The following is a 26,063-nucleotide window of genomic DNA, read 5'->3' as shown; positions in this document are numbered from 1 at the left end:
CCCGCTTGCGCGTCGGCGCGTCGTGGAGCGCTCTATACCCGATCTCCGACGGTTGTTCAAACGGTTGTTTGGTAACAGAGCGTTGGCCGGCATCCCGCCAGAGTGCGGGTTTGGACGGCCGAACCGCGAAAGACCCTGAAGCGCCCACGGTAACGCGCCAGATTTCTCCTCTTTTCGCACCTTCGAAGGTTTGCTTCATCAACGAATGATCCCGGTTGACCTCGGGTCTCAATTTGAACTATCGTTTGGTTGCTGGGGCGCAGACCTGCGGCGCCGCAAATCATCAATAAGGGGGGGAGCATGCTCGATCGAGCCGCGAATCCGCGCCGTCCGTCGCGGCGCGCCGTTCTCAAGGGGGGCGTTCTCGGGGCCGGGGCCCTGGCGGTCGGGGTCACTCTGCCACGCTTCGCCGGCGCGGCGGGCGGCGCCGACGGCGTTGTGCACATCGGGGCCTCGCTGCCGCTCACCGGTCCGTACGAGAAGGTGTCCCGGATCTGCAAGGACGCCTTCGATTTCTGGACCCGCACCTACGACGGCAAGATGGTCGTCGCCGGGCGCGAGCGCGCGGTCAAATGGACCATTTACGACGACGAGAACAACGCCTCGCGTGCGGCACAGCTCACGGAAAAGCTGATCAGCGACGACAAGGTCGACCTCATCGTCGGCACCTACGGAACCGACACGGTGCTGGCACAGGGCGCCATCGTCCGCAAGCACGGTCATGTCTTCGTGCAGTCCGGCGCGTCGTCGATCCGCGTGGACGAGGAACTCGGCGGCCACACCGCCTTCACCGCCAACGGCCGCGTCGGCACCTACTGCACCGGCGCTATGGACTTCCTGGCGTCCCGGACGCCCAAGCCGAAGAAGCTCGGGCTCGTGATCATGGACGATCCCGTCTACCACGAGATCGGCCAGGGCGTGAAAGACAAGTGCAAGCAGCACGGCATCGACGTGGTGACCGAGGTGGTGCTGCCGATGAACGTGCAGGACCTGCGGCCGACGGCGCTGAAACTGCGCGGGGCGGGCCAGCTCGACATCATCTACAACACCGGCTGGGACGTCATCTGCATCAAGCTGGCCGAGGAGATGTCGGCCATCGGCGTGAACCCGAAGGCGTTCGTCGGCGGGCACCTGACCACCAGCCCGGCGGTCAAGGACACGCTGGGCCCCAAGATGCAGGGCATCATCGGCTCTACCGTCTGGCTGCCGCAGTTCAAGTACCGTGACGAGAAGCACGCTTCGGCGCAGGAGTTCGCGGACAGGTTCAAGGCGACCTACGGCTACATGCCGACCTACCAGGCGGCCTTCTCCTACATCCTGCCCTACATCTACCAGCAGGCCCTGCGCGAGGCCGATCCGCAGGACCCGTTCAACCCCAAGACGCTGCGCGAGCGGCTGAGCCGGCTCGACCTGAAGGACACGATCTGGGGCCCGGTGTCGTTCGATGAGCGCGGGCGCATCCGCCGCGATTCCGCCCCCGCCGTGCAATGGACGGGCGACCCGGTCGCCGCGGCCATCGTGGCGCCGGCCGACATGGCGGAAACGGCGGGGGTCTATCCCAAGCCGGCGTGGTGAGCAGCCGCGGCGCGCCGGCCACACCGGGGCTCCAAGCCCCGGCGTCCGGCGCGACGCGCACAGATGGGATCAGGTCATGGAAGACGTGCTCGTGTACGGGCTGTTGCGGGGCGGCATCTACGCCCTGGCGGCCTTCGGTTTCAGTTTGGTGCTGGGGGTGATCGGAATTGTCAACTTCGCGCACGGCGCCCTGGTGGTGTTCGGCGGCCTGCTCACACAATACCTCGCCATAAAGTTCGGGGTGCCCTACGCCGCCGCGGTGGTCGGCGGTGCGCTCGGGACCGGACTGCTCGGCGCCGTCATCCAGCGCCTGTTCATCGCCCGGACGTTCAAGCTCGAACCGCTGATGGTGCTGGTGCAGACCTTCGGCATCGCCACCGTGGTGACCGAACTGGGCACGCTGGGCTGGGGCAGCGAGGAGCGCATGCTGCGCCTGAAGACCGGCCTGCCGCCGGGCTTCGAGCTTGGCAACACCTTCGTGCCCTCCTTCGACCTTGTCGTCTTCGCGGTCAGCCTGATGTCGGCCGCCGTGCTGTTCTTTGTGCTGGGCCGGACGGAGTTCGGGCGGGCGATCCGCGCCTGCCGCGACAACCGGGAGTCAGCGCAGCTCAGCGGCATCAACCTCGGACGGACCTTCGAGAAGACGATGTTCCTTTCCGGGACCTGGGCGGGCCTTGCCGGCGCCATGTTCGTGACGCTCAGCCCCGTGGCCCCGTACATGCATTTCACGTGGACGGTGGATTCCTTCCTCGTCATCACCATCGGCGGGCTCGGCAGCATGCTGGGCGCGCTCGTCGGCGGGCTGATCTTCGGCGTTCTCAGCTTCGGGGCGTCCTTCTACGCGCCGACCATCGCGCCGGCGATCACCTTCGGCGTGCTGCTGGTCTTCCTCGTCTTCCGGCCGCAAGGCCTGCTCGGGGCCGGCCCCGCCATCAGGAAGTGAGCATTCCCATGAACTTCGTCTCCATGGCTTACGCCATCCGCACCGGGCCGGTGCGCAACCAGCTGCTCTGCCTGGCGGTGTTCCTGCTGGTGGTGGCCCTTTGCCCGCTGGTCATGAACGATTACTGGCTGCGCCTGATGATCTTCGTGTTCGTCAACATCGGGTTGGCGAGTTCGTGGAACCTGATCGGCGGCTTCGGCGGCTACGCGAGCTTCGGGCACGGCGTCTTCTTCGGCATCGGCGCCTTCGCGGGCGCGGTGGGCATGGTGCGCTACGGCCTGCCCCTGCCCGTCGTCATGATGATCGGCGGGGTGCTGGCGGCGGCGCTGGCGGCGCTCTTCGTGCCGGTGTTCAAGCAGAAGGGCCTGTATTTCGCGCTGTCCACGCTGGCCGTCATGCTGGTGTTCGAGACGGTGCTGCAGCGCTGGACCTTCACCCGCGGCCTGCGCTCCCACGACCTCGGCTGGACGTTGGCGCCGTCGCTGCCGCTGGAAGGATTCTTCTACCTTTTCCTCGGGCTGCTGGGCCTGATCGTCGGGTCGATCATCGTGGTCGTCCGCTCGAAGATCGGCTACGCGCTCCACGCGATCCGCAAGGACGAGGTGCTGGCCTCCAGCATCGGCGTGCGCACCACCACCTACAAGGCCATCGCCTTCATGATCAGCGCGGCGTGGCCGGGCGTTCTGGGCGCGGCCTTCGCGCCGTTCCTCGCTTACGTCTCGGTGCAGAGCGTCTTCGACGTCTCGATCACGCTGAACATGATCCTGATCACCATCTTCGGCGGCGCCGGCACGGTGATCGGCCCGATCATCGGCGGCATCGCGCTCAGCGTCATCGACCAGATCGCCTGGGGCAACTTCCTGGAATACCACCGGCTGATCTACGGCGCGCTGATCGTCGCGATCACCACGCTGCACCCCGGCGGGCTGGCCAGCGTCTTCTGGGCCTGGGTCGAGCGCCGCCGCGCCGCCGCCAAGCCGGTGCCCCGGCCGTCCGCCCACGTCCGCGCCTAGGAGAGCACGATGGCAACCGCATCCCCCCCACCGCCCCCGCTGTTGCGCGTGGAGAACCTGTCCAAGGTCTTCGGCGGAGTCACCGCGCTGAACGGCGTCGGCTTCGAGGTTTATCCGGGCGAGGTCGTCGGGCTGATCGGCCCGAACGGGGCCGGCAAGACCACGCTGTTCAACGTCATCTCCGGGCTGCTGCCGCCGTCCGGAGGCACCATCGCCTTCTGCGGCCGCTCCATCGGCGGCCTGCGCCCGGACGAGATCTGCGCGCTGGGCGCCGTGCGGACCTTCCAGTCCGCATCGCTGCTGTCCGGCATGACGGTGTGGGACAACGTCCACGTCGCCAGCCTGTTCCGCCCGGCCGAGCGCGCCCGGACCGAGTCCGCCGCGGCCTGCACCCGCCGCGCGCTGGCCTTCTGCGGCCTGGAGGACTGTCGCGACGAGATCGCGGAGACGCTGTCCATCGGCGACCAGAAGCGGGTGGAGATCGCCCGCGCCATGGCGACCGGGCCGAAGCTGCTGATGACCGACGAGATCCTCGCCGGCCTCAACGCGGCGGACAGCGAGGGCATCCTGCAGATGCTTCAGGGGCTCAAGCGGGAAGGCATCAGCATCATCTTCGTCGAGCACGACGTGCGCTCGGTGATGCGGATCAGCGACCGCGTGGTGGTCATCGCGCAGGGCCGCAAACTCGCCGAGGGCGAGCCCGACGCAGTGGCGCGCATGCCCGAGGTCATCTCCGTCTATCTCGGAGGGCGTTATGCTCAAGGTGTCTAACTTCCGCGGCGGCTACCGCAAAGGCGTGGCCGTGGTCGACGGGCTGCAGATCGACCTGCGCCAGAGCGCGGTGACCAGCATCCTGGGGTCCAACGGCGCCGGCAAGACCAGCTTCCTGCGCGGCATCTGCGGCCTGTTGCCCTGGTGCACGGGCGAGGTGGTGCTGAACGGCGAGCGGGTCGACCGCCTCGCCCCGCACGACATCGCGCGGCTTGGCGTGCGCATGGTGTCGGAGGGACGCGGCACCTTCCCGACCCTGACGGTGGAGGAGAACCTGAAGGTCGGCGGCTACGGCCTGTCCGCCGCGGTGCTGGCGACCCGGCTGGAGCGCGAGTTCAACCGCTTCCCGCGCCTGCGCGAGCGGCGCGGCCAGATCGCCGGCATGATGTCGGGTGGCGAGCAGCAGATGCTGGCCATCGCGCGGGCGATGATGAGCGACCCGCGCGTGCTGATCCTCGACGAGCCGTCGCAGGGTCTGGCCCCGATCATCGTGGACCAGATCTTCGAGCTGATCCCCCGCCTGACCCGGGAAGGCGTCCAGGTGCTGCTGGTCGAGCAGGACGTCGGCCGCGGGCTGGAGGTCAGCGAGCAGGCGGTCGTCATCGAAAAGGGCCGCGCGACGCTGTCCGGTCCCAGCCGCGAGCTGCTGGCGGATCCGCGCGTGCGCGAGTCCTTCCTTGGGCTTTCCTGAGCCTGGGGGCTTTCCTGAGTTTTCGGAGGTATTTCGTGGATTGTGCAAACAGGAACGACGACGCGGGTGACGCAAACGGTCCGGCGCTGCTTTGGCAGCCGCTGACCCTGCGCGGGCTGACGCTGAAGAACCGCATCATGGTCTCGCCCATGGCGATGTACAGCGCGCAGGACGGCTTCGTCGACGACTTCCACCTCGTCCATCTCGGGCGTTTCGCGCTCGGCGGTGCCGGCTTGGTATTCATGGAGGCCGCCGCGGTCAGCCGGCAGGGACGCATCACGCAAGGCTGCGCCGGCCTGTGGCTCGACGCCCAGATTCCCGGCGTGCGGCGGATCGCTGAGTTCCTGCACCGTTTCGGGGCCGCCGCCGGGATCCAGCTCTGCCACAGCGGCCACAAGGGCTCCTCGCAGCGCCCGTGGGAGGGTGGCAAGCCGCTGTCCGGGCCACAGGCGTGGGAAACCGCCAGCGTCACGGCGGAGCCGTTCGACGCCGGCTGGCCCGCGCCGCACGCCATGACGGACGAGGATCTGGAGGCGGTAGAGGCCGACTTCGTGGCGGCCGCACGGCGGGCCGACGAGGCCGGGTTCGACGTGGTCGAGCTGCATTGCGCGCACGGCTACCTGCTGCACTCCTTCCTGTCGCCGATCACCAACACGCGCACCGACGGCTGGGGCGGCGACCTGACGGGCCGGATGCGCTACCCGTTGCGCGTCGCCGAGGCTGTACGCAAGGCATGGCCGGCGGACAAGCCGCTGTTCGTCCGGGTGTCGGCGGTGGACGGCGTGGACGTCGGCTGGGTGATGGACGACACCGTCGCCTTCGCCAGGGAACTGCGCGCACGCGGGATCGACGCGGTCGATTGCTCGTCGGGCGGCCAGCGGCTGACGCGCCAACAGATGCTGATCTCGCGGGTTCCCGGCTTCCAAGTGCCCTTCGCCGCCCGCGTGCGGCGCGAGGCGGGGATCGCGACAGTGGCGGTCGGCCTGATCCGCGACCCGGAACACGCCGACGCCGTGCTGCGGGCCGGCGACGCCGATCTGATCGCCGTCGCCCGCGAAGCGCTGGTGCAGCCGAACTGGGCGGCGCAGGCGGCGCTGGCGCTCGGCGGCGACGCGGGGTGGGGGGACTGGCCGGAGCAGTTCGGCTGGTGGCTGCAACGCCGCGCCCGGCAGCAGGGCGAGAGCTTCAACAAGCCGGTGCCGCGGCACCAGGGCTGAACCAACGCTGATTGGCACAGGAAGGAAACGACGATGGTGAAGCTGGTGTCGCTCTACAAGCGGCGTCCCGACGTGGCGGTGGAGGACTTCCACGCCCACCTGCTCGGGCTGGCCGACACGATGCAGGGGGCGGCCGGTGCGGTGCGCTACGTGCAGTCCCACACGTTGGTGCAGGGCTACAAGCGTGGCGAACTGCTGTTTGACGGCGTGAGCGAATGGACCTTCGACACGCTGGAGGCCGCCAGGGACGCCCGCCGGAACGCGGTCGACGTGCCGTTGGCCGACCCGGCGCGCACGGTGCACATGCTGGTCGACGTCCACGTCGCCAAGCCCGGCGCGGTCCCGGCGGGGGCGGTGAAGAACATCGAGTTCGTCAACCGCCGCCCCGGCATGGCGCTGGAGCCGTTCCGCCGCTATTGGCGCAAGGTGCACGGCCCGATCGGAGCGAAAATTGCCACCATCCTGCATTACGAGCAGAACCATCTGCACGCCGGCGAATACACGGACGGCACGGCGCCGCTCTTCGACGGGCTGGCGATCACCTGGTTCGCCTCGACGGCCGAGATGCGCCGCGGCGCCGAAACGCCGGAATACGAGGTGACCCGCGCGGACGAGGTGAACTTCCTCCCCGACGGGCATCTGCCGATCATCATCACGCGCGAGGTGGTGGACACGGGCGCCGCCTGACGCCGCCAGCCGCTGCGATGACGCGCCCTCCGGTCCCCATGGGCCGGAGGGCGCGTCCGCATGGATGGTTATGATTCAAACACGTTTTCCGGCCGTCATTCCAGCGAATGCTCTAAAGTATGCACACATCTCGCGTATGCTGTAAGTTATTGAGAATGCGATAAAAGGTCCCTCTTCCCTTGGGGGAAAGGGGTTGGGGTGAGGGGGCGTTACGGGCGGCAGCCCAGAACAAGCCGTGTTCTTGGTCGCGTTCAGATGCTTCCGGCCGGCCATAGGCCGGCGCCACCCTCACCCCAACCCGTGAAGCTTACGGACGCCTGCGGCCTCCTACAGCTTCACCCCCTCAAGGAAGAGGGGTTTTTCAGGTATCTCAGTCCCTTACAGCACTCGCGAAATGTGTGCATACTGTAGAGCCTTCGCTGGGATGACGGCGAGATCGCGGGAGATGGCGACCGGCTGCCATCCCTCGCGGAGGCGAATAGGCGCGCCCCTCAGACCTTCCGGATCGCGCCGGACTTCCAGTCGCGGGCGTACAGGGAGTCCCCGGCGTCGTGGGGCTTCAGGAACTGCTTCTGGACCTTGCCGTTGGCGGTCTTCGGCAGGGCGTCCCGGATCTCCAGGAAGCTGGGAACCCAGAAGCGCGGCATGGTCCGGTCGCAGAAGTCCCAGAACGCCTCGGCGGTGATCGCGCTGCCGGGCTTCGGCACGATCACCACCTTCACCTCATCCTCGCCGAGGTCGGACAGCACCGACACGGCGGCGCATTCCAGAACGTCGGGATGCTGGTTGACCGCGAACTCCAGTTCGTAGGAGGAAATGTTCTCGCCGCGCCGGCGGATTGCGTCCTTCTTGCGGTCGATGAAGTACAGGTAGCCGTCGCCGTCGATCTTCCCATTGTCGCCGGTGTGGAACCACAGATTGCGGAAGGCGTCGCGCGTCGCGTCGGGGCGGCCGTGATATTCCCGGAACATGCTGAAAGGCTCCTTCGGGCGGACGAGAATCTCGCCGACCGTGCCCGGCGGCACGGGCCGGTCGAGATCGTCGACGATGGCGACCTCGAAGGTCTCCGTGTTGGGCCGGCCGCAGGATTTCGGCACGCGCGCCTCGCCGATCGCCGTGGAGGCGACAATTCCGGTTTCGGTCGCGCCATAGGCCTCGACGATGCGGCAGCGGAACCGCTCCTCGAAGGCCGGGTTCTCGTTGCCGTTGTAGAAGGCGCGGGCCGGCTGGTCGGCGTCGTCGGGACGCGGCGGCTGCTTCAGCAGGATCGGCACCATGGAGAAGATGCCGTGGGCGATGTCCGCCTTCGCCGCGCGCACTTCGTCCCAGTAGGTCGAGGCTGAGAAGCGCGGCGCGATGGCGATGCGGGCGCCGTTGAGCAGGGTCGGGATCACGCCCAGCCAAGCGGCGATGGCGTGGAAGAGGGGCAGGGGCGTGTAGACCGCTTCATGAGGCTGGTAGGCGAGCGAGCGGCCCCAGTCGTGGCCGAACCGCACGACGTGCGCGTTGAGCGCCAGCACCCCCTTGGACGGGCCGGTCGTGCCCGAGGTGAAGCTGATGGCGTGCGGATCGTCGAAGGCGACGGTCACGCCGGGGTCGCTCTGGCTCCCGGCGCGCAGGCTGTCGAACGGTTGCACCGTGGTCAGCCGCGCCAGCCGTTCCGGTGCCTCGGCGGCTTGCGTGACCAGCACGTGGCGGAGGCGGGGCAGGGTGTCGATCACCGCGTCGAGGCGGTCCAGATAGTCGGGATCGACGACGATGTGCGTGACCTCGGCGTTGTCGAGCTGGTGGCGCAGCACCTCGCCGCGGTATTCCGTGTTGATCGGCACATAGAGCGCGCCGAGCTTCGCCGCGCTGAACCACGCCTCCAGGAACTCCGGCGAGTTGCGGCCGAAGATGGCCAGCCGGCCGCCCTTGCCCAGGCCGAGTTGGGTCAGGGAATTGGCGACGGCGTTGGTGCGCAGCTCGAAGCTGCCGTAGGTGAAAGCGGTCGACGGGAACTGCAGAAAGACGGAGTCCGGCGTCCGTTCGGCGGCGCGGCGCAGCTGAAGGCTGACGACCCGGTCTTCCAAGGCGATGTCCTGCATGGTTCTCCTCCCACTCACATCGCGCCGTTCGCGCGCAAGTCTTCGATGTCCGCGGCCGTGTAGCCGACCTCGCGCAGCAGCGCCTCGCCGTCGGCGCCGAGCCGGGGGACCGGGGCCAGGGCGTTGAAGGCGTGCCCGTCGAAGCGCAACGGGTTGCCAACGTGCCGCAGCGGTCCTTCCACCGGGTCGTCCACGGTGATCACGGAGCCGCGCGCCTTGGCGTGCGGGCTCTCCAGGGCTTCGCGGGTGGTCAGCACCGGGGTGACGCAGGCCTCGTGCTCGGCAAAGACGGCGAGCCAGTCATCGAGCGTCCTGCGCTTGAAGGCGGCGGCGATCGCCGCGCGCAGGCGGTCCTCCTCCTCACCCCCGCACCACTGCCGATCGAGCCACTCCGGCAGGTCCAGCGCGGCGCAGAGCGTCTGCCAGAATTTTTCCTCGTAGGCGCCGACGACCAGATGCCGGCCGTCGGCCGTCTCGTAGACGCTGTAGAAGGGCTTGTCGAACGGGGCGTCGAAGGGCACGTCGACGCCCTCCATGCCCGGAACGTTCCAGCAGGCCGTCATGAAGCCGACCCAGGAATAGAGCCCGTCGGCCACCGAGACGTCGACGAACCGCCCGCGTCCGCTGCTCCGCGCGTCGACCAGCGCGGCGAGGATGCCGCCGATGGCCATCAGCGCGCCCGCGCCGATGTCGCCGATCGGCAGGCCCGTGGCCCGCGGCGCGGCGGAACGGCCGTTGACGAGTTGGAGCAGGCCGGTCATGCCGACATAGTTCAGGTCGTGGGCCGCGACTTGCGCCCAGGGGCCGTCCTGGCCGAAGCCGGTCAGCGCGCAGACCACCAGCTTCGGGTTTCTGGCGTGCAGCGCCTCGGGGCTGAGCCCAAGCCGGCCCATGACCCCCGGCCGGAACCCCTCGATCAGGACGTCCGCCGTGGCGCACAGCCGGAGCAGGGCTTCGCGTCCGCCGTCGGTCTTCAGGTCCAGCGTGACGCTGCGCTTGCCGCGGTTGAGCGCCAGGAACTGGGCGCCCTGCGTGCGCACGGTGGGCGGCGACCAGCGCCAGTAATCGCCGCGGCCCGGCTGCTCGACCTTGATTACGTCGGCGCCGAGGTCGGCAAGCATTTGCGTGCAGTAGGCACCAGGCAGCAGGCGGGTCAGGTCCAGCACCCGGACTCCCATCAAAGGTCCGGCCGGGCTTGCGGCCTCTGCTGCGGATTTGCTGCGGTCGTCCACGGTTGTGGCCCTCCCGGCATCGATGGTCATGGGCGTCTCGTCCCCTTAAAACAAACGTATGTTTGGTAATTCAGCCGGCCAAGGCTCCAAGGAACGCCGGCTTCGGCGTCTCGTCATGCGGCGCCCGCACTCCCCGTGGCGCCCATCGGTGCTGACCTTGAGCCCCTCTCTCCCGGCGGGGCCGCGAGAGAGGGGAAGCTCGCGCTTGAAGATTAGGAGTCGGCCTGTGCGGTGTCGTTCCTCAGCATCCTGACCATGGTCTGCGCGATGACCTTCGGCGGGTCGCCGCCCGGACGGTACCAGACATAGGTCCAGGCCAGCATGCCCAGCAGCGCCAGACGCCAATAGCTTCGGTCGACCCCGTCCTTCAGCGGCAATTCGTCGACGATGTCGGCGAACAGGCGTTCGAAGCGCTGGCGGTGGCTGATCAGCTGTTCGCGCAGGTTGCGCGATCGGCGCCGCGGAAATTCAGTGACGATGATGCCCGCATACACGGAATCGTGCATCAGCATGCTTTCCAGATAGCCGGATGCCGCCTGCTCCAGACGGGTCCATGGGTCGGCCGCCGGGTCGATGGCACGGACCACGCTGTCGCAGATCTTCTGGATCGCCTCTTCATGCACCGCCGCGAACAGTTCTTCCTTCGACCGGAAATGGTAATAGAGAGAACCGGGGAGCATGCCCGTCAGCGAAGCAATGTCGCGCATGGTCGTGGCGTCGTAGCCAGCCTTGGCGAACTGCCGCGCGGCGGCCTCGATGATGGCATCCCGGCGGCTGCCGGGATCGGCCTTGGTGTATGCCATGCTTCCTGTTTCTCCAACGCTCACCGAAACTCTATAACGGTTCAAGCCCGCGCCGGGTGATGCGCAGGCCCGCTTGTTCGCAATCCCATGTGCCGTCCGTCCGGCCTTCGCTCCGCAGCTCGACCTTGCGAACCTTCATGGTCGGTGTGCGCGGCAGCTCGGCGCGGAACTCGACGAACCGGGGTACCATGAAGTAGGGCATGGTCTCCACGGCGAAACGCAGCAGCGCCTCGGGCGTCAGGCGCGAGCCCTCGCGCAGCACGACGATGGCCTTCACCTCGTCCTCGCCGACCTCCGACGGCACCGGCACGACCGCCGATTCCGCGACGTCCGGGTGGGCGTTCAGCATGCGCTCGACCTCGAAGGACGAGATGTTCTCGCCCCGGCGCCGGATGGCGTCCTTCATGCGGTCGAGGAAGAACACATAGCCGTCCTCGTTCATATAGGCACGGTCCCCCGTGTGGAGCCAGCAGCCGTCGAACGCCTCCAGCGTTTTCTCAGGCAACCCGAGATAGCCGGTCATCACGGTGCGCGGATGGCGCGGCCTGACGCAGATCTCCCCAGCTTCGCCGCGCGGCACCTCGTGGCCGTCCTCGTCGAGGATCACGACCTCGAAATGGTCGCTCGGTCGGCCGCAGGAGCCCCGCGGCGTGTCCTCGCCAAGGCGGCTGTAGGCCACGAGGTTGCTCTCGGTCCCGCCATAGCCTTCCACCAGCTCCAGTCCGAAGCGCGCCTCGAAGCGCTCCTTGAACTCCCAGGGGACGGGCACCGCATAGATCAGCCGCAGCGGGTTCTCCGCGTCGGTCGGGCGTTCCGGGGCGCTGTTCAGCAGGTGGCAGAGACCGCCGACCGCGACGCACACCGTGACGCCGTACTCGTGCACGTCGCTCCAGAAGCGCGACAGGCTGAACACCGGCCGCAAGGCCATCCGTCCGCCGGCCAGCATGGTGCCGAGGGTGAGGAACTTGGCGGCGATGTGAAAGAAGGGCAGGTAGTTGTAGGCGACGTCGTCGGCCCGGAATCCCGTGATCTCGGAGAAGAACAGCCCGAAGGACATCTGGTGGCGGTGGCTCATCACCACGCCCTTCGACGGCCCGGTCGTGCCGGAGGTGAAGATGATGCCGGCCGGGTCCCCGGCGGCAACATCGGCGCTGGCGAACGGACCGTCTTCGTCGGACTCAGTGAACAGAGCGTCGGGATCCAGCACGGCCGCGGGATCGACCAGCCCGTCGGACGCCTCAAGGAACACGGCGCGGTGGGCGTCCTCGACGATGGCGAGCCGAACCTGGGCGGTCTGGAGAACGTGCCGCAGCATCGCGCCGCGGTAGGCGCCGTTCACCGGAACCTCGACGGCGCCCAGCTTGGACACGGCAAACCACAGGGCGAGATAGGCGGGCGATCCGGCCATCATCACAAGGACATGGTCTCCCTTGCCGACGCCACGCCGCTTCAATCCATGAGCCAGGCGGCTCGCGTGCCGGTCGAGTTCGGCAAAGGTCCAGGTCTGTCCAGACGCCATGAGGAACGGGTGGTCCGGACGCTCGCTGGCCCGCATCTCCAGCAGGCTGTGCAGGGTGCGCGGCAAGCTGCGGATCCGGTTCTGGCTGGACATCTCCCCTCCTTGTCGAACGCTTGTTTGCTTGTAGTTCCATCAATAAGCCGGGGCTGGCGCCATTGCAACGGCTTTCAGCGCCCTCGCTCGCGGCCTGCCGAAAAAATCAAACAACCATTTGATTGATGATCAGCGCTGTGTATGATGGAGCCGGACCACAGTCGGAAACGCCGCCGCGGAAGACAAGAGGCTGGTCGGGTTGGGGCACGCATCGGTGCGACGAACGTGCACGGCCCTGCTCCGGCACGGTGCCGGTCTCGAACCCGCCGGTCTCGAACCCAATGCGCCCCACCGGGGGCAACCTCACCCAAAAAAGCAAACAATCGTTTGATTTCTGTTCCGCGAGGAGAAGGAAGGGAAAGATGGACTTCGAACTTGCCCCCGAGCAGATCGAGCTGCAGCGCATGGTGCGCGACTTCGCGCAGGCGGAAGTCGCGCCGGTCCAGGCCCGCATGGAGGCCGACCACGAGTTCCCCTACGAACTCTGGCGCAAGTGGAGCGACCTCGGCATGGCCGGGATCATGATCCCGCCGGAATACGGCGGAAGCGGCCTCGACTCGCTCAGCTACATCATCGCGATGGAGGAGATGGGGACGGTCAGCCAAACCTTCGCGCTGATCTGGCAGGTGCACGTGCTGGTCGCGAACATGTACGTGCAGCTCGGCACGCCGGAGCAGAAGGAACGTTGGCTACCGCCCTTTGCCCGCGGCGACAAGCTGGGCGCCATCGCGCTGACCGAGCCGGGCGCCGGTTCGGACGCCGGCGGCCTGCGCACCCGCGCCGTGCGCGACGGCGGCGGCGACGGGTGGGTGATCGACGGCAACAAGATCTTCATCAGCAACGCCGGGACGGCGATCAGCGACGGCACCGTGGTGATGGCGGTGACCGGCGAGCAGCCGAACGGCCGCAAGGCGATCTCCTCCTTCATCATCCCGACTGGCACGCCCGGCTATCAGCTCGGCCAGTCCTTCGACAAGATGGCCTGGCACGGCATGGACAACCGCGAACTGGTGTTCGAGGATTGCCGCGTTCCGGCCGACCACCTGCTCGGCCGCGAGGGCGCCGGGCTGAAGCAGGCGCTGGCCGGGCTGAACCTGGGCCGCATCGTCTTCGGCACGCTGGGCTGCGCGCTGACCCGCGCCTGCCTGGAGGAGACGCTGGCCTATGCCAAGGACCGCAAGCAGTTCGGGCAGCCGCTGAGCGCCTTCCAGCTCACCCAGGCCAAGCTCGCCAACATGGCGACGCACGCCGAGGGGACGCGCCGCTTCGCCCATTACGTCGCCTGGCTGCACGCGCAGGGGCGCGAGTGCCACACCGAGGCGGCGATGGTGAAGCTGATGGGCACGCGGCTGGCCGTCCAGGCCGCGCAGGACGCCTACCAGATCCACGGCGGCTACGGCTTCATGCACGACTACCGCGTCAACCGCCTCTACCGCGAGGCGCAGATCCTGGAGATCGGCGAGGGCACCAGCGAGATCCAGCAGATCCTCATCGCCCGCGCGCTCGGCTGCTGATCGGAAAGGGGATGGACGCCATGACCGTCTCGACTGAACTGGCCGCCCGGCTGTACCGCCTGATGTGGGAGGTGCGGACCTTCGAACTGATCGCCGCCGACCGCTACCGGGAGGGGGATCTGCCCGGCTTCATCCACCTTTCGCTCGGGCAGGAGGCCTGCGCCGTCGGTGCCTGCGCGGCGCTCGGCGCGGGCGACTTCATCACCAGCACCCACCGCGGCCACGGCCATTGCCTCGCCAAGGGCGCCGACCCCAGGCTGATGATGGCGGAACTGTTCGCCAAGTCGGCCGGCTACGGCAAGGGCCGCGGCGGCTCGATGCACATTGCCGACGTGGCGATGGGCGTGCTGGGCGCCAACGGCATCGTCGGCCAGTCGCTCGGGCTCGGCACCGGCGCGGCGCTGTCGCTGCAAATCCGCAAAGAACCCCACTGCGTCGTCGCCTTCTTCGGGGAAGGGGCATCGGGCACCGGCATCGCGCACGAGGCGATGAACATGGCGGCGATCTGGAAGCTGCCCATCGTCTTCTTCTGCGAGGCCAACCGCTATGCCGAGCTGTCGCCCTACGCGGTGCACGTCTCGGTCGAGCGCATCGCCGACCGCGCCGCGGCCTATGGCTTCCCCGGCGTGACGGTGGACGGCGAGGACGTGCTGGCGGTGCACGCCGCCGTCACGGAAGCCGCGGAGCGGGCCCGCGCCGGAGGGGGGCCGACGCTGATCGAGGCCAGGACCTACCGCTGGCATGGCCACTACGAGGGCGACCCGCAGGTCTACAAAACGCAGGCGGAGCGCGACACCGGCACGGACTTCGACCCGATCCTGCGCTTCGAGCGGCAGGGGGCGGGCGGGCTGCCGGCCGACGCGCTGTCCGGCCTGCGCGTCGAGGCGGAGGCGCGCATCCGCGAAGCCGCGGAGTGGGCCGCCGGCCTGCAAAGCCCGCCGGCCTCGGCCATCGGCGAAGACGTCTACGCGGGGTGAAGGATATGGCTCGCATCAAATATTACCAGGCCCTGACCCGCGCGCTGCGCGAGGAGATGGCGCGCGACGAGCGCGTCATCCTGATGGGCGAGGACGTGGGCGCCAGCGGCGGCATCTTCGCCCAGACGCGGGGGCTCTACCAGCAGTTCGGCGCCGACCGCGTGCGTGACACGCCGATCGCCGAGAACGGCTTCGTCTCGGCGGCGGTGGGGGCCGCCATGACCGGCCTGCGCCCGGTGGTGGAGATCGGCTTCGAGGACTTCCTGACCTGCTGCATGGATCCGCTGGTCAACCAGGCGGCCAAGCTGCGCTACATGCTCGGCGGGCAGGTCGGCGTGCCGCTGCTGCTCTACACCTTCGGCGGGGGCGGGGTGAACGCCGGGCCGCAGCATTCGCAGAGCTTTGCCGCCTGGTTCGCGCATGTGCCGGGGCTGAAGGTCGTTACCCCGGCGACGCCGGCCGACGTGCTGGGGCTGGTCAAGGCCGGCATCCGCGACGACAACCCGGTGCTCTGCCTGCTCAGCAAGAAGCTGATCGGCACGTCCGGCGAGGTGCCGGACGGCGAGGACGCGCTGCTGCCGCTGGGCGTGGCGGAGGTGAAGCGGCCCGGCCGCGACGTGACCATCGTCGCGCTGGGCCAGATGGTCGGCACGGCGCTCCAGGCCGCCGCCCTGCTCGCCGAACAGCGCATCGACGCGGAGGTGGTCGATCCCCGGACGGTGAGCCCGCTGGACGTCGCCACCATCCTGTCCTCCGTGGAGCGCACCGGACGGCTGTGCGTCGTCCATGAGGGGCACGCGCCCTGCGGGCTGGGCGCGGAGATCATCACGTCGGTGGTCGAGCGCGGCTTGCCGCTGCTGAAGGCGCCGCCCCGCCGCGTCACGCCGCCCTTCGCGCCCAGCCCCTTCGCCCCAGGGCTGGAATCGCTTTACCTGCCCACCCCCGCCTCCATCGCCGAGGCCGTGCAGGGGATGCTGGCGTCATGAGCGGGCCGGCGTATGAAACCATCGCCGTGGACACCCGCGGCGCCGCGCGCTGGATCACGCTGTCGCGCCCGCGCGTCCACAACGCGATGAACAGCCAGTGCATCCGCGAATGCCGGCAAGCCGTGGAGGAAGCCGGGGCCGACCCGGCGGTGCGCAGCATCGTCTTCACCGGCGCCGGCGACCGCGCCTTCACCGCCGGGGCCGACATCTCGGAGATGGTGGACTACGGCCCCAACGAGATGCTGACGTACAACCGGGGGTGGCTCGGCCTGTTCCGCGACATCGAGATGTGCCGGAAGCCGGTCATCGCCGCGGTGCACGGCTGGGCCACCGGCGGCGGCACCGAGCTGTCGCTCGCCTGCGACTTCGTGTTGTGCACGGAGGCCGCCCGCTTCGGGCTGGCGGAGATCAACATCGGGGTCATTCCGGGTGCGGGGGCGGCGGTGCGGCTGACCCGCTGGCTCGGCCGGCTGAAGGCCAAGGAACTGCTGATGCTCGGCCGGCTCGTCGAGGGGCGGGAGGCGGTGGAGTTGCAACTGGCCAACCGCTGCGTGCCGCCGGGTGAACTGCGTGAAGCGGCCCAGGCGTTGGCGGACGAGCTGGCCACGAAGGCGCCGCTGGCTCTCGGCGCAGCCAAGGCCAGCGTCAACGTCGGCGCCGACTCCGGCTTCGACGCGGCGCTCGAATATGAACTCCAGGAGTTCCTGCGTCTGTTCGCGACCGCGGACCAGAAGGAAGGCATGCGCGCCTTCCTGGAGAAGCGCAATCCGATTTACCGTGGAATGTGAGGGGAAAGTCATGAAGGTGCGTGTCAAGGTCCCGAAGCTCGGGCTGACCATTGAAGAGGTGACGCTCGCGGCGTGGGAAGCCGAGCTGGGCGCAACCGTCGAAGCGGGCGCCGTCATTGCGACCGTCGAGGCCGACAAGGCGACGTACGAGATCGTCGCTCCAACCACCGGGCGTCTGATCGCCCGCGCGGCCGAACCGGGAACGGTGCTTCCCATTGGGGCTGAACTCGCGGTCATCGATGCCTGAGGCGACAACCGGAGAAGCGGTGATGACCCGCGGTATGTTCTTCGAGGAGCTTGAGGAGGGCGCCCACTACCGGTCGGCTGGCGTGACGGTGACGGAGGAGTCCGTCATCCGCTTTGCGTTGGAATGGGACGCGCAGCCGTTCCATGTGGATCGGGAAGCAGCGGCGACGTCGATGTTCGGTTCGCTGATTTCCAGCGGCCTTCAGACGATCCTGCTCACCTACCGGATGTACTTCCAGCTGGCGCTGCTGGAGGGAACGGCGCTGGCCGGGCTCGGCATCGACGACGTCCGCTTTCTGAAGCCGGTCCGGCCGGGCGATACGCTGTATGTCGACGTGACCGTCGCCAAACTGAAGCCATCGAGCAGACCGGATCGTGGAGTCGTCACCTGTCGCCTTGAAACCAAAAATCATGGTGGCGAGACGGTGCTCACCATGGGGTTGTCGGCCCTTGTCGCCCGGCGCCCCGACGGGCCGGCCAACGGTGGAGCCCGTTCACGCGGAGTCCGGCAGCCATGACAGCGTTCGCCATCGGTTCACCGGCAAAGCTTCGCCACCCCGAAAAGGCCCACAAGCCGGACAACTCCATCCAGCGCAAGCCGGGCTGGATCCGGGTGAAGGCGCCGAACGGCCAGGAGTACGACGAGACCCGCCAGCTGATGCGCGGGCTGAAACTGAACACGGTGTGCGAGGAGGCGGCCTGCCCGAACATCGGGGAGTGCTGGACGCGCAAGCACGCCACCTTCATGATCCTGGGCTCTATCTGCACGCGCGGCTGCGCCTTCTGCAACGTCGAGACCGGCCGCCCGGACCAGCTGGATCCGCACGAGCCCGACAATGTCGGCGAGGCGGTCGCCCAGCTGAAGCTCAGCCACGTCGTGGTGACCTCGGTCGACCGCGACGACTTGGCGGACGGCGGGGCGGCGCATTTCGCGCGCACCATCCGCGCCATCCGCGCGGCGTCGCCCGGCACCACCATCGAGATCCTCACCCCCGACTTCCAGAAGAAGAAGGGCGCGCTTGAAGTGGTCGTCGAGGCCAGGCCCGACGTCTTCAACCACAATTTGGAGACGGCGCCGCGCCTCTACCCGAGGGTCCGTCCGGGGGCCCGCTACTTCACCTCACTGCAGCTGCTGTCGCGGGTGAAGGAGCTGGATCCGACGATCTTCACCAAGTCCGGCCTCATGGTGGGCCTGGGCGAGACGAAGGAGGAGGTCGGGCAGGTGATGGATGACCTACGCGCCGCCGACGTCGACTTCATGACGATCGGGCAGTACCTCCAGCCGACGCCCAAGCACGCGGCGGTAGACCGGTTCGTGACTCCCGAAGAATTCGAGAGCTACGCAACACTTGGCCGCGGCAAGGGCTTCCTGATGGTGGCCTCGACGCCGCTGACCCGCTCGTCCTACCACGCGGGTACGGATTTCGAGAAGCTGCAGCGGCTTCGGCTCGCCAACCGAGGCCATTTCTGACCCCAAGAACATGTTTATGGATGTCAGGCTCTGCTGTTTTCGGTTGCAAGACACTTCAAGCAGCGTGACAGGCATCGTCACGTTAACTTGAGCGTGGAGAGGGGAGGGGAGGTGGCCTGCAGCCGTCCAAAGCAGCGACCACGCAGCCTTGCGGACGCACGTCTCCTGAGGCGCTCATTGGTGCACCTTCGCGTTGGAAGGGGTGTTTCCAGCAACTCTGCGAAAATATACTGTAGCGTATTGCACGCCATATTGACCGGAGAGATCGACGCCGCGGGTTCTGGCGCGCCCGAGGGTCAGGCTTCGACCGGTTCCGGCAGGGTGAAGACGGGCATGATGCGGTTGACGAAGTAGACGCCGCTGGGCACGACGTGGCGGCGCTGGAGCGGCCAGACGTGGGTGAGATCGTCATCGGCGATGGCCAAGCCGTCGCTGCGCAGCTGGGTCACGATGCGCTCCATCTGCAGGGTGTTCCACAGCACCACGGCGTTGGACAGCAAGCTCAGGCAGCTGGCCTTGTTTATGATCGCCTCGACGTCGCCGGTGCGAAACTCGCCCTGGTTGGCGAAGAACAGCCAGCGGGCCAGGGCGTGGCGGGATTCACCGCGGTTGAGCTGAGCCTGGATCAGCCGGCGGAACGGGGCGTCGTGCAGATAGCGCAGAATGTTCCGCGTCTTCACGAGGCGGCCCAGCGCGGTCAGCGCCTTGGCGATGCGGTTGCTGGGTCCGCCGGCAGTCAGGCGTTGCAGTACGACGTGGGCCGGGGCGGTGCGGGCCTTGAGCGAGGCCGCGATGCGCACGAGCTGGTCCCAGTGCTCGACGATGAGAGCGGTGTCGATGGTCCCGGCGAACAGCCCGGCGACCGCGTCGGGAACCCGGGCGCCATCGGGGCGCCACAGCCGCTGGTCGGCCAAGTCCTTCAGCCGGGGCATGAAGTCGATCCCCAAAAGATGGCATAGACCCCACAGGGGCTCGGTAAACCCATGCGTATCGGTGGTGTGCAGAAGGGGCTCCAGGCCGCTGTCGTTGTCGAGCAGTCCGTCGAGCACGTAGGTCGCCTCGCGCGGGGCGCAGGAGATGACCTGGGTGGCGAAGACGCCGAGGCGGTCGCTGACGTGGGTGTAGACGGTGACGGCCTTGTCGTAATGGCCGAAGTAGCGGGGATGGTAGGCGCCGATCAGCGTGCCCGGCGGCGCCCGGAAACGCTGGCCGTCGGAGGAGGACAGCCGGCCGTCGCCCCAGAGCGCGGCGAAGTTCAGGCGGTGGAGAGCCTCGATGATCTGGGCGTTGGCCGCCTTCACCGTAGCCTCGCGCACCAGCCAGCGGGAGGTCTGCTGCAGATCGGCCGCGGTCAGGTCCTCCACGCTGTCGCCCATGGCGGTCAGGCCGAGGTTGGTGCCGTGGGCGATCAGCGTGGCGAGCAGGGCGCGGTAGGTGTCGCGGGCGCGCGGCTCGTAGCCGGCGAGCGGGCGGAAGGCGCGGGTGAAACCGCAACGCCGGTCGATGGCGAGCAGGATGTCCTCGATCCGCACCCGCGGCATCCGGCTTTCGATCTCCCGGCGCAAGTGACGGACTTCCAGCGACACGGGCAAGGCATCGGGTCGGCGCAGACACAGTTGGTCTTGTTCGATGGCGTCGAAATTGTTGCTGCCGAGGCCAGCGGAAAAGACCGCGGCGGCGGTCTCGATCGCCCGGGTCAGGTCGGTGAGGTGGTCGCCCGGCCGGTCGCACAGGCCGAGGTCGGCGTAGGCGGTGGTGCGGGCGGTGGCCCACAGCCGCTCGTCGAGCACCAGCGTCCAGAAGCCGGCATGGCGCCGGCTGTCGGGCAGGTGAAGGTCGTCGGAGCGCAGTGCGTCGCGAACCGCCAGGGCGAGCGCCATCTCCCACAGCGAGCGGCGCAGCCGGCCCTGGTCGTCGCGCAGCATCGCGCGCCAGCCGGCGGGGACGAAGTCGGTCGGCGCGTCGTCCGGCAAGGCCTTGAGGTCACCATGATCGAGCTGCCGGACCAGATCGATGGCCCGCAGCAGGCTGTCGTGTCCAGTGTCGGAGGCGAACGGCAGCGCCAGGAAGGCCGGCAGCGACTTGCGCAGATCCGGGTAGCGGGCGAGCACGGCGTCCACCACGCCGCGGCCGTCCTGCCGGGACACCGCCTCGCACGCCGCGACCGCACCGTGAAGCCGGTCGGCGCCGAGACGCTGGCGCAGCCCGCCCACCGATTCCGTGTGATCGCCGGCGAGCACCGCCTTGCCGGTATCGACCAGGGTCAGCAGGCCGTCCTCGGCGGCGCGCCGCAAGCGCTGGGCTTCCGCCTCGGCGGCATGGCGGGCGCGGCGCATCAGGCCGGTCATGTGGGTGTCGTGGGCCTGCACGAGGTCGTCGAGCAACCCCTGGCGCCGTTCGAACAGGAAGCAGACCAGCAGGCTGTGGCGCTTGGCGGGGCCAAAGCGCCGCAGGGCTCGCCCGTCATAGCGCCGGCACAACTGGCCGAGTTGCCGGCGAACCGCCTGGGGAACATCGGCGGGATCGGGCACGTCGGCCAGCAGAGCCGTGGTCTCGTCCAGCCGTTGGCAGGCTTTTCCTTGGCGTGCTTGCCCCGTGTGAAGGCGCCACCGATCAGCCGGTCGGCCATGTCGAGCACGGCGTCGATCAATCGGGATTCCAGATCGAACAGCACGGCAACCAGGGTTGCTCGCCGCCGTTGAGCGGTGTAGCGGCCGAGCAGATAGGCGGGCGATGCCTGACCTTCCCGGACGAACTGGCGGAACCGGACTTCGGGAATGCGCGTGTCGATATCGGATGCGATCCCAATGGCGCGGACGAACTGAAGCTTGTCGAGCAGATCACGGACATGTCCGGCTTTCGGCGCGCTCGGCATCGCCTTCAACCAGGAAAGAGGAGTCCCGCCGAGGTCAGGATCGACCACCGGCAGACGGTCGAGTTCGGCCAGTTGCTCGTCGGTGAGGCCGGCAAGCAGAGCATCCACCGCCCGCTTGCGGGCACGGGCGCGCCCAGCGGCGCCGGTGCGCTCGATCACCGGCAACACCGGTAGGATGAGGTTTTGGGAGCGGAGGGCGGAGACGAGGGCTGTGACGATCGGTTCCGGCCTGTTCGTGGTCCAGGCGGCCTGGGCGGCCGCTTCGATCATGAAGGGAAGATCGAGATTGGTGGATGGCCGCAACCCGAGCATGGCGGCGAGTTGCCGGGCATGATCGGTCATCGTCTGGGGCCGGCGCGCATAATCGGTGAACAGGTGCGCCGGCACATGGATCTGGGTGGCGATCCAGGCGACCAGAGCGTCGAGCGGTTCCTCGACTTGGGCAAGCGCACGGCCGGAATGCCGAAGCAGCGCCAGCTGCACGGCGAAGCCCAGCCGATTGGCCGCGCCCCGCCGTGTCAGAACGAGATCTTGGTCCGAAGAGGTGAGCGTGAAGTAACGCGCCAAGGCATCCCGATCCGTGGGAACGCCAAGAAGCCGTCGCAGGTCCACGTCGGGTAACAAGCGATGTCGCGGCACGCCATCTCCCTCTCCAGCCGGCGCCAGATCCTGAGGCTGGCATATGACCGGAGAGGGTTATGAACGAATGCAGGACCGCTTGTCACCGAACCGCGTTGTCCGACTGTCCGCATTGCCACCCTTTGACGGACATACGGGAAAATCCCATTCGTTTCTTCTCATTATTTCGAAAATCAAAGATAAATTTGTCCCAGACAGCCTCGCAGGAACCGGGCGACCGCCTGCTGGGCAACGTTGCCAACATCTTCCTGGGAAGCCGATTCGTATACACCCCACAGGCATTCCTCATGCAGACCGGCTTCACAGAGAGCCCGGAAATGAGCAGCAGCGCCGGGCAGTGCCAGAAAGTTCCAGCCGGGTACGTCAGTCTGCTCTGCCAAGCGCTGCAATATGGCTGCGATTTGACTTTCCGCGCGCCGAATTCCACGCTCGTAGAAGATGCGGCCAATCTCCGGAAAACGACCGGTTTCAGCCATCACGAGGCGGGTCACGGCAAGCGCTGAAGGGGACAGTATCAAGTCCAGATAGGCTCGCGCCGTGTCCTCCAGTACAGCCTCGGGTCCCTTTTTCTCCACCTGTACAGCGGCAAGAGCGGACCATGTCAAAGTCCAGATTTCCTCGACATAGGCTGCGAACAGCGCCGCTTTGGAAGGGAAATAACGATAGAGCGTGCTCTTGGAGCCGCCCACCTCGGCGGCGATACCATCCATCGAGGCATCGGCATAGCCCTGTCGAAGAAAGGTTCGGCCGGCGATCGTCAGGATTGCGGTCCGCCGGACGGATGTACCTGCTGGCATGGTCAAACACCCTCCGATCGACCAGTTCACGGTGTGGTCATGCCGCGGTCACGCGGCGGCAATATTTCGGACTTGCTCAGCAGCCGTATCCAGAAAGGCCTGAGCAAGGCCGGGATCGTTGACGACACGCGAGAGCGTCAGCGCGCCGACCATCAGTGAAAGAATTGCCATCGCCTTGCTTTTGAACTCCTCGCCCTGCGTTTCCGAAATCAGGCGTTCGAGGATGTCGAGATGGGTCCTGATCCCGGCTTCGAACGACGCCTTCACCACGATGCCGTGTCTGGCGGCATCGGAACCGAGCGCCACGATTGGGCAACCGTCGGACTTTTCCTCGCGGTGCCCGGCGCTGAGATAGAAGCCGATCACCGGGCCAAGCGGATCCTCTGGATTTGCAGTGGCCGCCGCCGTCCATCGGCAGTAAGCGCTTTCCAACGCCCGCGCCGACGCCTGAGCCGCCAAATCCTCCTTCGAGGCGAACTGCTTGTAGAAGGCACCCTGGGTCAGGCCCGCCGCCTCCATCAGATCCTTGAGACCGATGCCGTCGAAACCGTGCTCGCGAAAAAGACGGCTCGCGACGGTGATCACAGTCTGCCGGTTTTCCTCAGCCTGAACGCGACTCACACGCATGGTATGCCCCTTCTTAGATTTCAACCAACCTCTATAGGAGATGTGGATGACGGACACAATTCTCCACCTCGCCCTATTCCGCCGGACGTCTGCGGGGCACCGCCGGATGAGAGGCGTGATGCCGGCCCCACGCCCCACCCATCATCGCGGCGGCCGTCAGAAGCCCGTACGAAACCGCTGCCAGGGTCGTGATCTGGAACAGGGTCGAAAGTCCGGCACCGAACCAGATCACCGCCGCCCAGCCGATGAAGGCGGCGATGATCATGCGGACGGTGCCGGCCAGGACGGGAAACAGGACGCGCTTGGCTCCCTGGCTGGCGAAATAGAGCGCCAACCCCAACCCGACTGCACCGTAAGCCGGTGCCACGGTCCGCAGATAGAGGGTGCCCATCGCCAGCACCTGAGGATCATCGCTGAACAGGCCGATCCAGGCTTGCGGGAAGAGTGCGGCGGCAAGGCCGATGGTCTCGGTCATCCCGAAGGCGATGGCTGCGCCGGTCCAGGCTATGCTGCGCGCCCGTGCCGGCTGCCCGGCCCCGATGTTGTGGCCGACCATGGTGACCAAGGCGGTGCCGAGCCCGAAGATCAGCGGAATCTGGATGTAATCGAGCCGTGAGGCGATGCCGTACCCGGCGATGGCATCGGCGCCGAACCGGCCGACCGCGGCGGTGACGAGGGTGACGGTGAGATTGACCTGGACGGTGCCGATCGCCGACAGGAAACCGACCCCGAGGATATCCTTGAACAGGCGGGCGCGCAGGGGAACGACCCTGAGCTTCAGCAAGCTCCTCGAAGAGCGCAGATACAGCGTCAGTGCAAGCGCCGCGAACAGGTAGTAGACGACCACCGCAACCCCGCCGCCAGCAACGCCGAGACGGGGAAAAGGGCCCCAGCCGAAGATCAGGGCCGGCGACAGGAGGATGAGGAGCACGGTGCCGATCGAGATCACGAGCGCCGGCACCCTCACATTCCCGGCGCCGCGAAGGGCCGACGACAGCAGTGCGGTGATCCAGACCGGAATGGAGCCGGCGAACACGGCCCCGGAATAGGTGAGCGCCGCCGTCAGCGCCGGTCCGGTTCCCCCCATCGCCCGATAGAGGATCGGTCCGGCGAGGAGAGCCGCCACCATGAAGAGGATGCCGAATGCGCCGGCCAGGACGACCGCGTGCCAGACCAGCGCTTCGGCCTCCTCGCGGCGTTTCGCCCCCAAGGCCCGCGCGACAGCAGAGGAGACGCCGCCGCCGATGCCGCCATTCGCCATCATCTGCATGAGCATGAGCACGGGAAAGACCAGGGCGACCCCGGCGAGCGCATCGGTCCCGAGAAAGCCGACGAACCAAGTCTCGACCACCCCGACCAGCGTCTGGACGACCAGCACCAGGATCGTCGGCACCGCAAGGCGGAGCATTGTCGGCACCACCGGCCCGTCGAGAACGCCGGGCGGCACTGTGTAGGCGGGCGCCGGGGCCGCCGGACCCTCCCGACGGGACAGAGCGGTCATGGAATCTCCTCCTCTGCAGCGGATATGGCAGGTTTCCTCTTGAAACGGGCTCAGACCGGCAGCCGCAGCATCTTGCGCAGGCTCTTGTCGAAGGCGGCGGCCGGGACGAAGCGGCGCAGGACGCTGACCTGCCGGGCGAGTTTCCCGGCCGGGTAGCGCAGCTTCGGTTCGGTCTCCGTCGCGGCCTTGACGATGGTTTCGGCCACGGTCTCGGGCGTGTCGCCCTTCCTGATCGCATCCTCGACGGCCACGGTCACGTCGGCAATCGCCGACGCATAGGCGTCGAGCGAGCGGTCCGGCTTGATGAGGTTCCCGTCGAACGAGGTTCGGGTATAGGCGGGCTCGACCAGCGTGACCCGGATGCCGAGCGTGCGCAGTTCATGGTCAAGCGATTGGGAGTAGCCCTCCACCGCATGTTTCGTCGCCGCATAGAGCGCGAAATAGGGGACCGGAATGAATCCGTGCGCCGAACTCAGGTTGACGATCCGGCCGCTTTTCTGGCGCCGCATGATCGGCAGCACGGCGTTGCTCATGCGGATGACGCCGAACATGTTCACATCGAACAGGGACTGCGCCTGGGCGACCGAGGACTCCTCCGCACCGCCGAAAAGACCGACGCCGGCATTGTTGACCAGCAGATCGATGCGGCCGGCGTCGTCCAGCACCTTATCGACCAGGGCGGCCACGGAGGCGTCGTCGGTGACGTCGCAGGTCAGCATGGTGACGCCCTCGGGGCCCTTGGCATCCGCGTGACGGCTGGTTCCGAACACATCGAATCCTGCGGCTTGCAGGGCCTTGGCCGCCGCGTAGCCGATGCCGGACGACGCGCCCGTCACCAAGGCGATGCCGCGATCGATCTTTGCCATCGAACTCTCTCTTTCTTCCTTGTGTCGGGATCGGCCCCGGAAGCGCCGCCGATAGCGGTGCCGCCATGTGAGAGCGCCCCGTCATTTAGATTGCGTTTGACCTCTATAGTCGATATAGATGTCGTACGCAATCTAAAGCGACTGA

General features: G+C 67.5%; 23 protein-coding genes and 1 pseudogene. 14 read left to right on the top strand and 10 right to left on the bottom strand.

All coding sequences use genetic code 11. The features are described 5' to 3' along the window. Positions 1-300: 300 nt before the first annotated feature. From ACFPMG_RS30915 to ACFPMG_RS30885, 7 genes are all read left to right on the top strand, one after another. Positions 301-1,575 carry an amino acid ABC transporter substrate-binding protein gene (locus ACFPMG_RS30915; protein WP_376999428.1) on the top strand — a complete coding sequence of 425 codons (1,275 nt, stop codon included), beginning with the start codon at positions 301-303 and terminating at the stop codon, positions 1,573-1,575. A gap of 76 nt (positions 1,576-1,651) precedes the next feature. Beyond that, positions 1,652-2,518, top strand: a complete 867-nt coding sequence (locus tag ACFPMG_RS30910) for a branched-chain amino acid ABC transporter permease (RefSeq protein ID WP_376999426.1) — start codon at positions 1,652-1,654, stop codon at positions 2,516-2,518. An 8-nt stretch (positions 2,519-2,526) separates the two neighbouring features. Beyond that, positions 2,527-3,531: a branched-chain amino acid ABC transporter permease gene (locus tag ACFPMG_RS30905; RefSeq protein ID WP_376999424.1), complete on the top strand. Its 1,005-nt coding sequence runs from the start codon at positions 2,527-2,529 to the stop codon at positions 3,529-3,531. 9 nt (positions 3,532-3,540) lie between these two features. Further along, positions 3,541-4,302 carry an ABC transporter ATP-binding protein gene (locus ACFPMG_RS30900; RefSeq protein WP_376999422.1) on the top strand — a complete coding sequence of 254 codons (762 nt, stop codon included), beginning with the start codon at positions 3,541-3,543 and terminating at the stop codon, positions 4,300-4,302. Next, on the top strand, positions 4,286-4,993 hold the full coding sequence (locus ACFPMG_RS30895) for an ABC transporter ATP-binding protein (protein ID WP_376999420.1): 708 nt from the start codon (positions 4,286-4,288) through the stop codon (positions 4,991-4,993). Before ACFPMG_RS30900 ends, ACFPMG_RS30895 begins: the two co-directional genes overlap by 17 nt. A gap of 35 nt (positions 4,994-5,028) precedes the next feature. Then, positions 5,029-6,210 carry an NADH:flavin oxidoreductase/NADH oxidase gene (locus ACFPMG_RS30890; RefSeq protein ID WP_376999418.1) on the top strand — a complete coding sequence of 394 codons (1,182 nt, stop codon included), beginning with the start codon at positions 5,029-5,031 and terminating at the stop codon, positions 6,208-6,210. 33 nt (positions 6,211-6,243) lie between these two features. Continuing rightward, entirely contained in the window at positions 6,244-6,897 is a 654-nt protein-coding gene (locus tag ACFPMG_RS30885) for an EthD domain-containing protein (RefSeq protein ID WP_376999416.1), read from the top strand. A gap of 491 nt (positions 6,898-7,388) precedes the next feature. Here the strand turns inward: ACFPMG_RS30885 and ACFPMG_RS30880 are convergent, their stop codons facing one another. The 4 genes from ACFPMG_RS30880 to ACFPMG_RS30865 form a co-directional block, all read right to left on the bottom strand. After that, complete coding sequence (locus ACFPMG_RS30880; protein ID WP_376999414.1) at positions 7,389-8,984, bottom strand: AMP-binding protein; 1,596 nt, start codon at positions 8,982-8,984, stop codon at positions 7,389-7,391. Between the two features lie 14 nt (positions 8,985-8,998). Next, complete coding sequence (locus tag ACFPMG_RS30875; RefSeq protein ID WP_376999412.1) at positions 8,999-10,246, bottom strand: CaiB/BaiF CoA transferase family protein; 1,248 nt, start codon at positions 10,244-10,246, stop codon at positions 8,999-9,001. A gap of 182 nt (positions 10,247-10,428) precedes the next feature. After that, positions 10,429-11,019 (bottom strand): TetR/AcrR family transcriptional regulator, encoded by a 591-nt coding sequence (locus ACFPMG_RS30870; protein ID WP_376999410.1) that lies wholly within the window; start codon positions 11,017-11,019, stop codon positions 10,429-10,431. Positions 11,020-11,050: 31 nt separating this feature from the next. Beyond that, the gene (locus ACFPMG_RS30865; protein WP_376999408.1) at positions 11,051-12,631 is read right to left on the bottom strand and encodes an AMP-binding protein; all 1,581 of its coding nucleotides are present in this window, start codon (positions 12,629-12,631) and stop codon (positions 11,051-11,053) included. Between the two features lie 362 nt (positions 12,632-12,993). On the opposite strand from ACFPMG_RS30865, the gene ACFPMG_RS30860 reads away from it, so the two are divergent. Genes ACFPMG_RS30860 through lipA form a run of 7 tightly spaced genes read left to right on the top strand, consistent with a single transcriptional unit; the run spans position 12,994 to position 18,613 of the window. Beyond that, positions 12,994-14,145 (top strand): acyl-CoA dehydrogenase family protein, encoded by a 1,152-nt coding sequence (locus tag ACFPMG_RS30860; protein WP_376999406.1) that lies wholly within the window; start codon positions 12,994-12,996, stop codon positions 14,143-14,145. A 20-nt stretch (positions 14,146-14,165) separates the two neighbouring features. Then, positions 14,166-15,122 (top strand): thiamine pyrophosphate-dependent dehydrogenase E1 component subunit alpha, encoded by a 957-nt coding sequence (locus tag ACFPMG_RS30855; RefSeq protein ID WP_376999404.1) that lies wholly within the window; start codon positions 14,166-14,168, stop codon positions 15,120-15,122. A 5-nt stretch (positions 15,123-15,127) separates the two neighbouring features. After that, positions 15,128-16,108, top strand: coding sequence for an alpha-ketoacid dehydrogenase subunit beta (locus ACFPMG_RS30850; RefSeq protein WP_376999402.1), 981 nt, complete (start codon positions 15,128-15,130; stop codon positions 16,106-16,108). Then, positions 16,105-16,896, top strand: a complete 792-nt coding sequence (locus ACFPMG_RS30845; protein WP_376999400.1) for an enoyl-CoA hydratase/isomerase family protein — start codon at positions 16,105-16,107, stop codon at positions 16,894-16,896. Before ACFPMG_RS30850 ends, ACFPMG_RS30845 begins: the two co-directional genes overlap by 4 nt. Positions 16,897-16,906: 10 nt before the next feature. After that, complete coding sequence (locus tag ACFPMG_RS30840) at positions 16,907-17,143, top strand: lipoyl domain-containing protein (RefSeq protein ID WP_376999398.1); 237 nt, start codon at positions 16,907-16,909, stop codon at positions 17,141-17,143. Between the two features lie 22 nt (positions 17,144-17,165). Next, positions 17,166-17,660: a MaoC family dehydratase gene (locus ACFPMG_RS30835; RefSeq protein WP_376999396.1), complete on the top strand. Its 495-nt coding sequence runs from the start codon at positions 17,166-17,168 to the stop codon at positions 17,658-17,660. Further along, positions 17,657-18,613 (top strand): lipoyl synthase, encoded by a 957-nt coding sequence (gene lipA / locus ACFPMG_RS30830; RefSeq protein ID WP_376999394.1) that lies wholly within the window; start codon positions 17,657-17,659, stop codon positions 18,611-18,613. The genes ACFPMG_RS30835 and lipA overlap by 4 nt, the downstream gene beginning before the upstream one ends. Positions 18,614-18,909: 296 nt before the next feature. Here lipA and ACFPMG_RS30825 read toward each other — a convergent pair whose 3' ends face one another. The 6 genes and pseudogenes from ACFPMG_RS30825 to ACFPMG_RS30800 form a co-directional block, all read right to left on the bottom strand. Continuing rightward, positions 18,910-21,144: a Tn3 family transposase gene (locus tag ACFPMG_RS30825; RefSeq protein ID WP_376999392.1), complete on the bottom strand. Its 2,235-nt coding sequence runs from the start codon at positions 21,142-21,144 to the stop codon at positions 18,910-18,912. A gap of 497 nt (positions 21,145-21,641) precedes the next feature. Beyond that, positions 21,642-22,100: pseudogene (locus ACFPMG_RS30820) on the bottom strand (DUF4158 domain-containing protein); the annotation flags it as partial. Positions 22,101-22,300: 200 nt separating this feature from the next. Further along, the gene (locus ACFPMG_RS30815) at positions 22,301-22,954 is read right to left on the bottom strand and encodes a TetR/AcrR family transcriptional regulator (RefSeq protein ID WP_376999390.1); all 654 of its coding nucleotides are present in this window, start codon (positions 22,952-22,954) and stop codon (positions 22,301-22,303) included. A gap of 18 nt (positions 22,955-22,972) precedes the next feature. Then, entirely contained in the window at positions 22,973-23,551 is a 579-nt protein-coding gene (locus ACFPMG_RS30810; protein WP_376999388.1) for a TetR/AcrR family transcriptional regulator, read from the bottom strand. Between the two features lie 73 nt (positions 23,552-23,624). After that, a complete protein-coding gene (locus tag ACFPMG_RS30805; protein ID WP_376999386.1) occupies positions 23,625-24,959 on the bottom strand; it encodes an MATE family efflux transporter in 1,335 nt (444 codons plus the stop codon). Positions 24,960-25,102: 143 nt separating this feature from the next. Beyond that, entirely contained in the window at positions 25,103-25,918 is an 816-nt protein-coding gene (locus ACFPMG_RS30800) for an oxidoreductase (protein WP_376999384.1), read from the bottom strand. Positions 25,919-26,063 lie beyond the last annotated feature (145 nt).

The organism is Azospirillum himalayense (assembly GCF_042657465.1).
In the GTDB taxonomy this organism is placed as follows: domain Bacteria; phylum Pseudomonadota; class Alphaproteobacteria; order Azospirillales; family Azospirillaceae; genus Azospirillum; species Azospirillum himalayense.
The sequence above is the reverse complement of the archived record's forward strand: the minus strand, read 5'-3'. Positions and strand labels throughout refer to the sequence as shown.

Coding starts and splice junctions, on each gene's coding strand:
- ACFPMG_RS30840 (WP_376999398.1), top strand. CDS start 16,907: ATGAAGGTGCGTGTCAAGGTCCCGAAGCTCGGGCTGACCATTGAAGAG.
- ACFPMG_RS30850 (WP_376999402.1), top strand. CDS start 15,128: ATGGCTCGCATCAAATATTACCAGGCCCTGACCCGCGCGCTGCGCGAG.
- ACFPMG_RS30870 (WP_376999410.1), bottom strand. CDS start 11,019: ATGGCATACACCAAGGCCGATCCCGGCAGCCGCCGGGATGCCATCATC.
- ACFPMG_RS30860 (WP_376999406.1), top strand. CDS start 12,994: ATGGACTTCGAACTTGCCCCCGAGCAGATCGAGCTGCAGCGCATGGTG.
- ACFPMG_RS30895 (WP_376999420.1), top strand. CDS start 4,286: ATGCTCAAGGTGTCTAACTTCCGCGGCGGCTACCGCAAAGGCGTGGCC.
- ACFPMG_RS30805 (WP_376999386.1), bottom strand. CDS start 24,959: ATGCTCCGCCTTGCGGTGCCGACGATCCTGGTGCTGGTCGTCCAGACG.
- ACFPMG_RS30845 (WP_376999400.1), top strand. CDS start 16,105: ATGAGCGGGCCGGCGTATGAAACCATCGCCGTGGACACCCGCGGCGCC.
- ACFPMG_RS30915 (WP_376999428.1), top strand. CDS start 301: ATGCTCGATCGAGCCGCGAATCCGCGCCGTCCGTCGCGGCGCGCCGTT.
- ACFPMG_RS30865 (WP_376999408.1), bottom strand. CDS start 12,631: ATGTCCAGCCAGAACCGGATCCGCAGCTTGCCGCGCACCCTGCACAGC.
- ACFPMG_RS30810 (WP_376999388.1), bottom strand. CDS start 23,551: ATGCGTGTGAGTCGCGTTCAGGCTGAGGAAAACCGGCAGACTGTGATC.
- ACFPMG_RS30880 (WP_376999414.1), bottom strand. CDS start 8,984: ATGCAGGACATCGCCTTGGAAGACCGGGTCGTCAGCCTTCAGCTGCGC.
- ACFPMG_RS30910 (WP_376999426.1), top strand. CDS start 1,652: ATGGAAGACGTGCTCGTGTACGGGCTGTTGCGGGGCGGCATCTACGCC.
- ACFPMG_RS30800 (WP_376999384.1), bottom strand. CDS start 25,918: ATGGCAAAGATCGATCGCGGCATCGCCTTGGTGACGGGCGCGTCGTCC.
- ACFPMG_RS30905 (WP_376999424.1), top strand. CDS start 2,527: ATGAACTTCGTCTCCATGGCTTACGCCATCCGCACCGGGCCGGTGCGC.
- ACFPMG_RS30835 (WP_376999396.1), top strand. CDS start 17,166: ATGACCCGCGGTATGTTCTTCGAGGAGCTTGAGGAGGGCGCCCACTAC.
- lipA (WP_376999394.1), top strand. CDS start 17,657: ATGACAGCGTTCGCCATCGGTTCACCGGCAAAGCTTCGCCACCCCGAA.
- ACFPMG_RS30875 (WP_376999412.1), bottom strand. CDS start 10,246: ATGACCATCGATGCCGGGAGGGCCACAACCGTGGACGACCGCAGCAAA.
- ACFPMG_RS30900 (WP_376999422.1), top strand. CDS start 3,541: ATGGCAACCGCATCCCCCCCACCGCCCCCGCTGTTGCGCGTGGAGAAC.
- ACFPMG_RS30885 (WP_376999416.1), top strand. CDS start 6,244: ATGGTGAAGCTGGTGTCGCTCTACAAGCGGCGTCCCGACGTGGCGGTG.
- ACFPMG_RS30855 (WP_376999404.1), top strand. CDS start 14,166: ATGACCGTCTCGACTGAACTGGCCGCCCGGCTGTACCGCCTGATGTGG.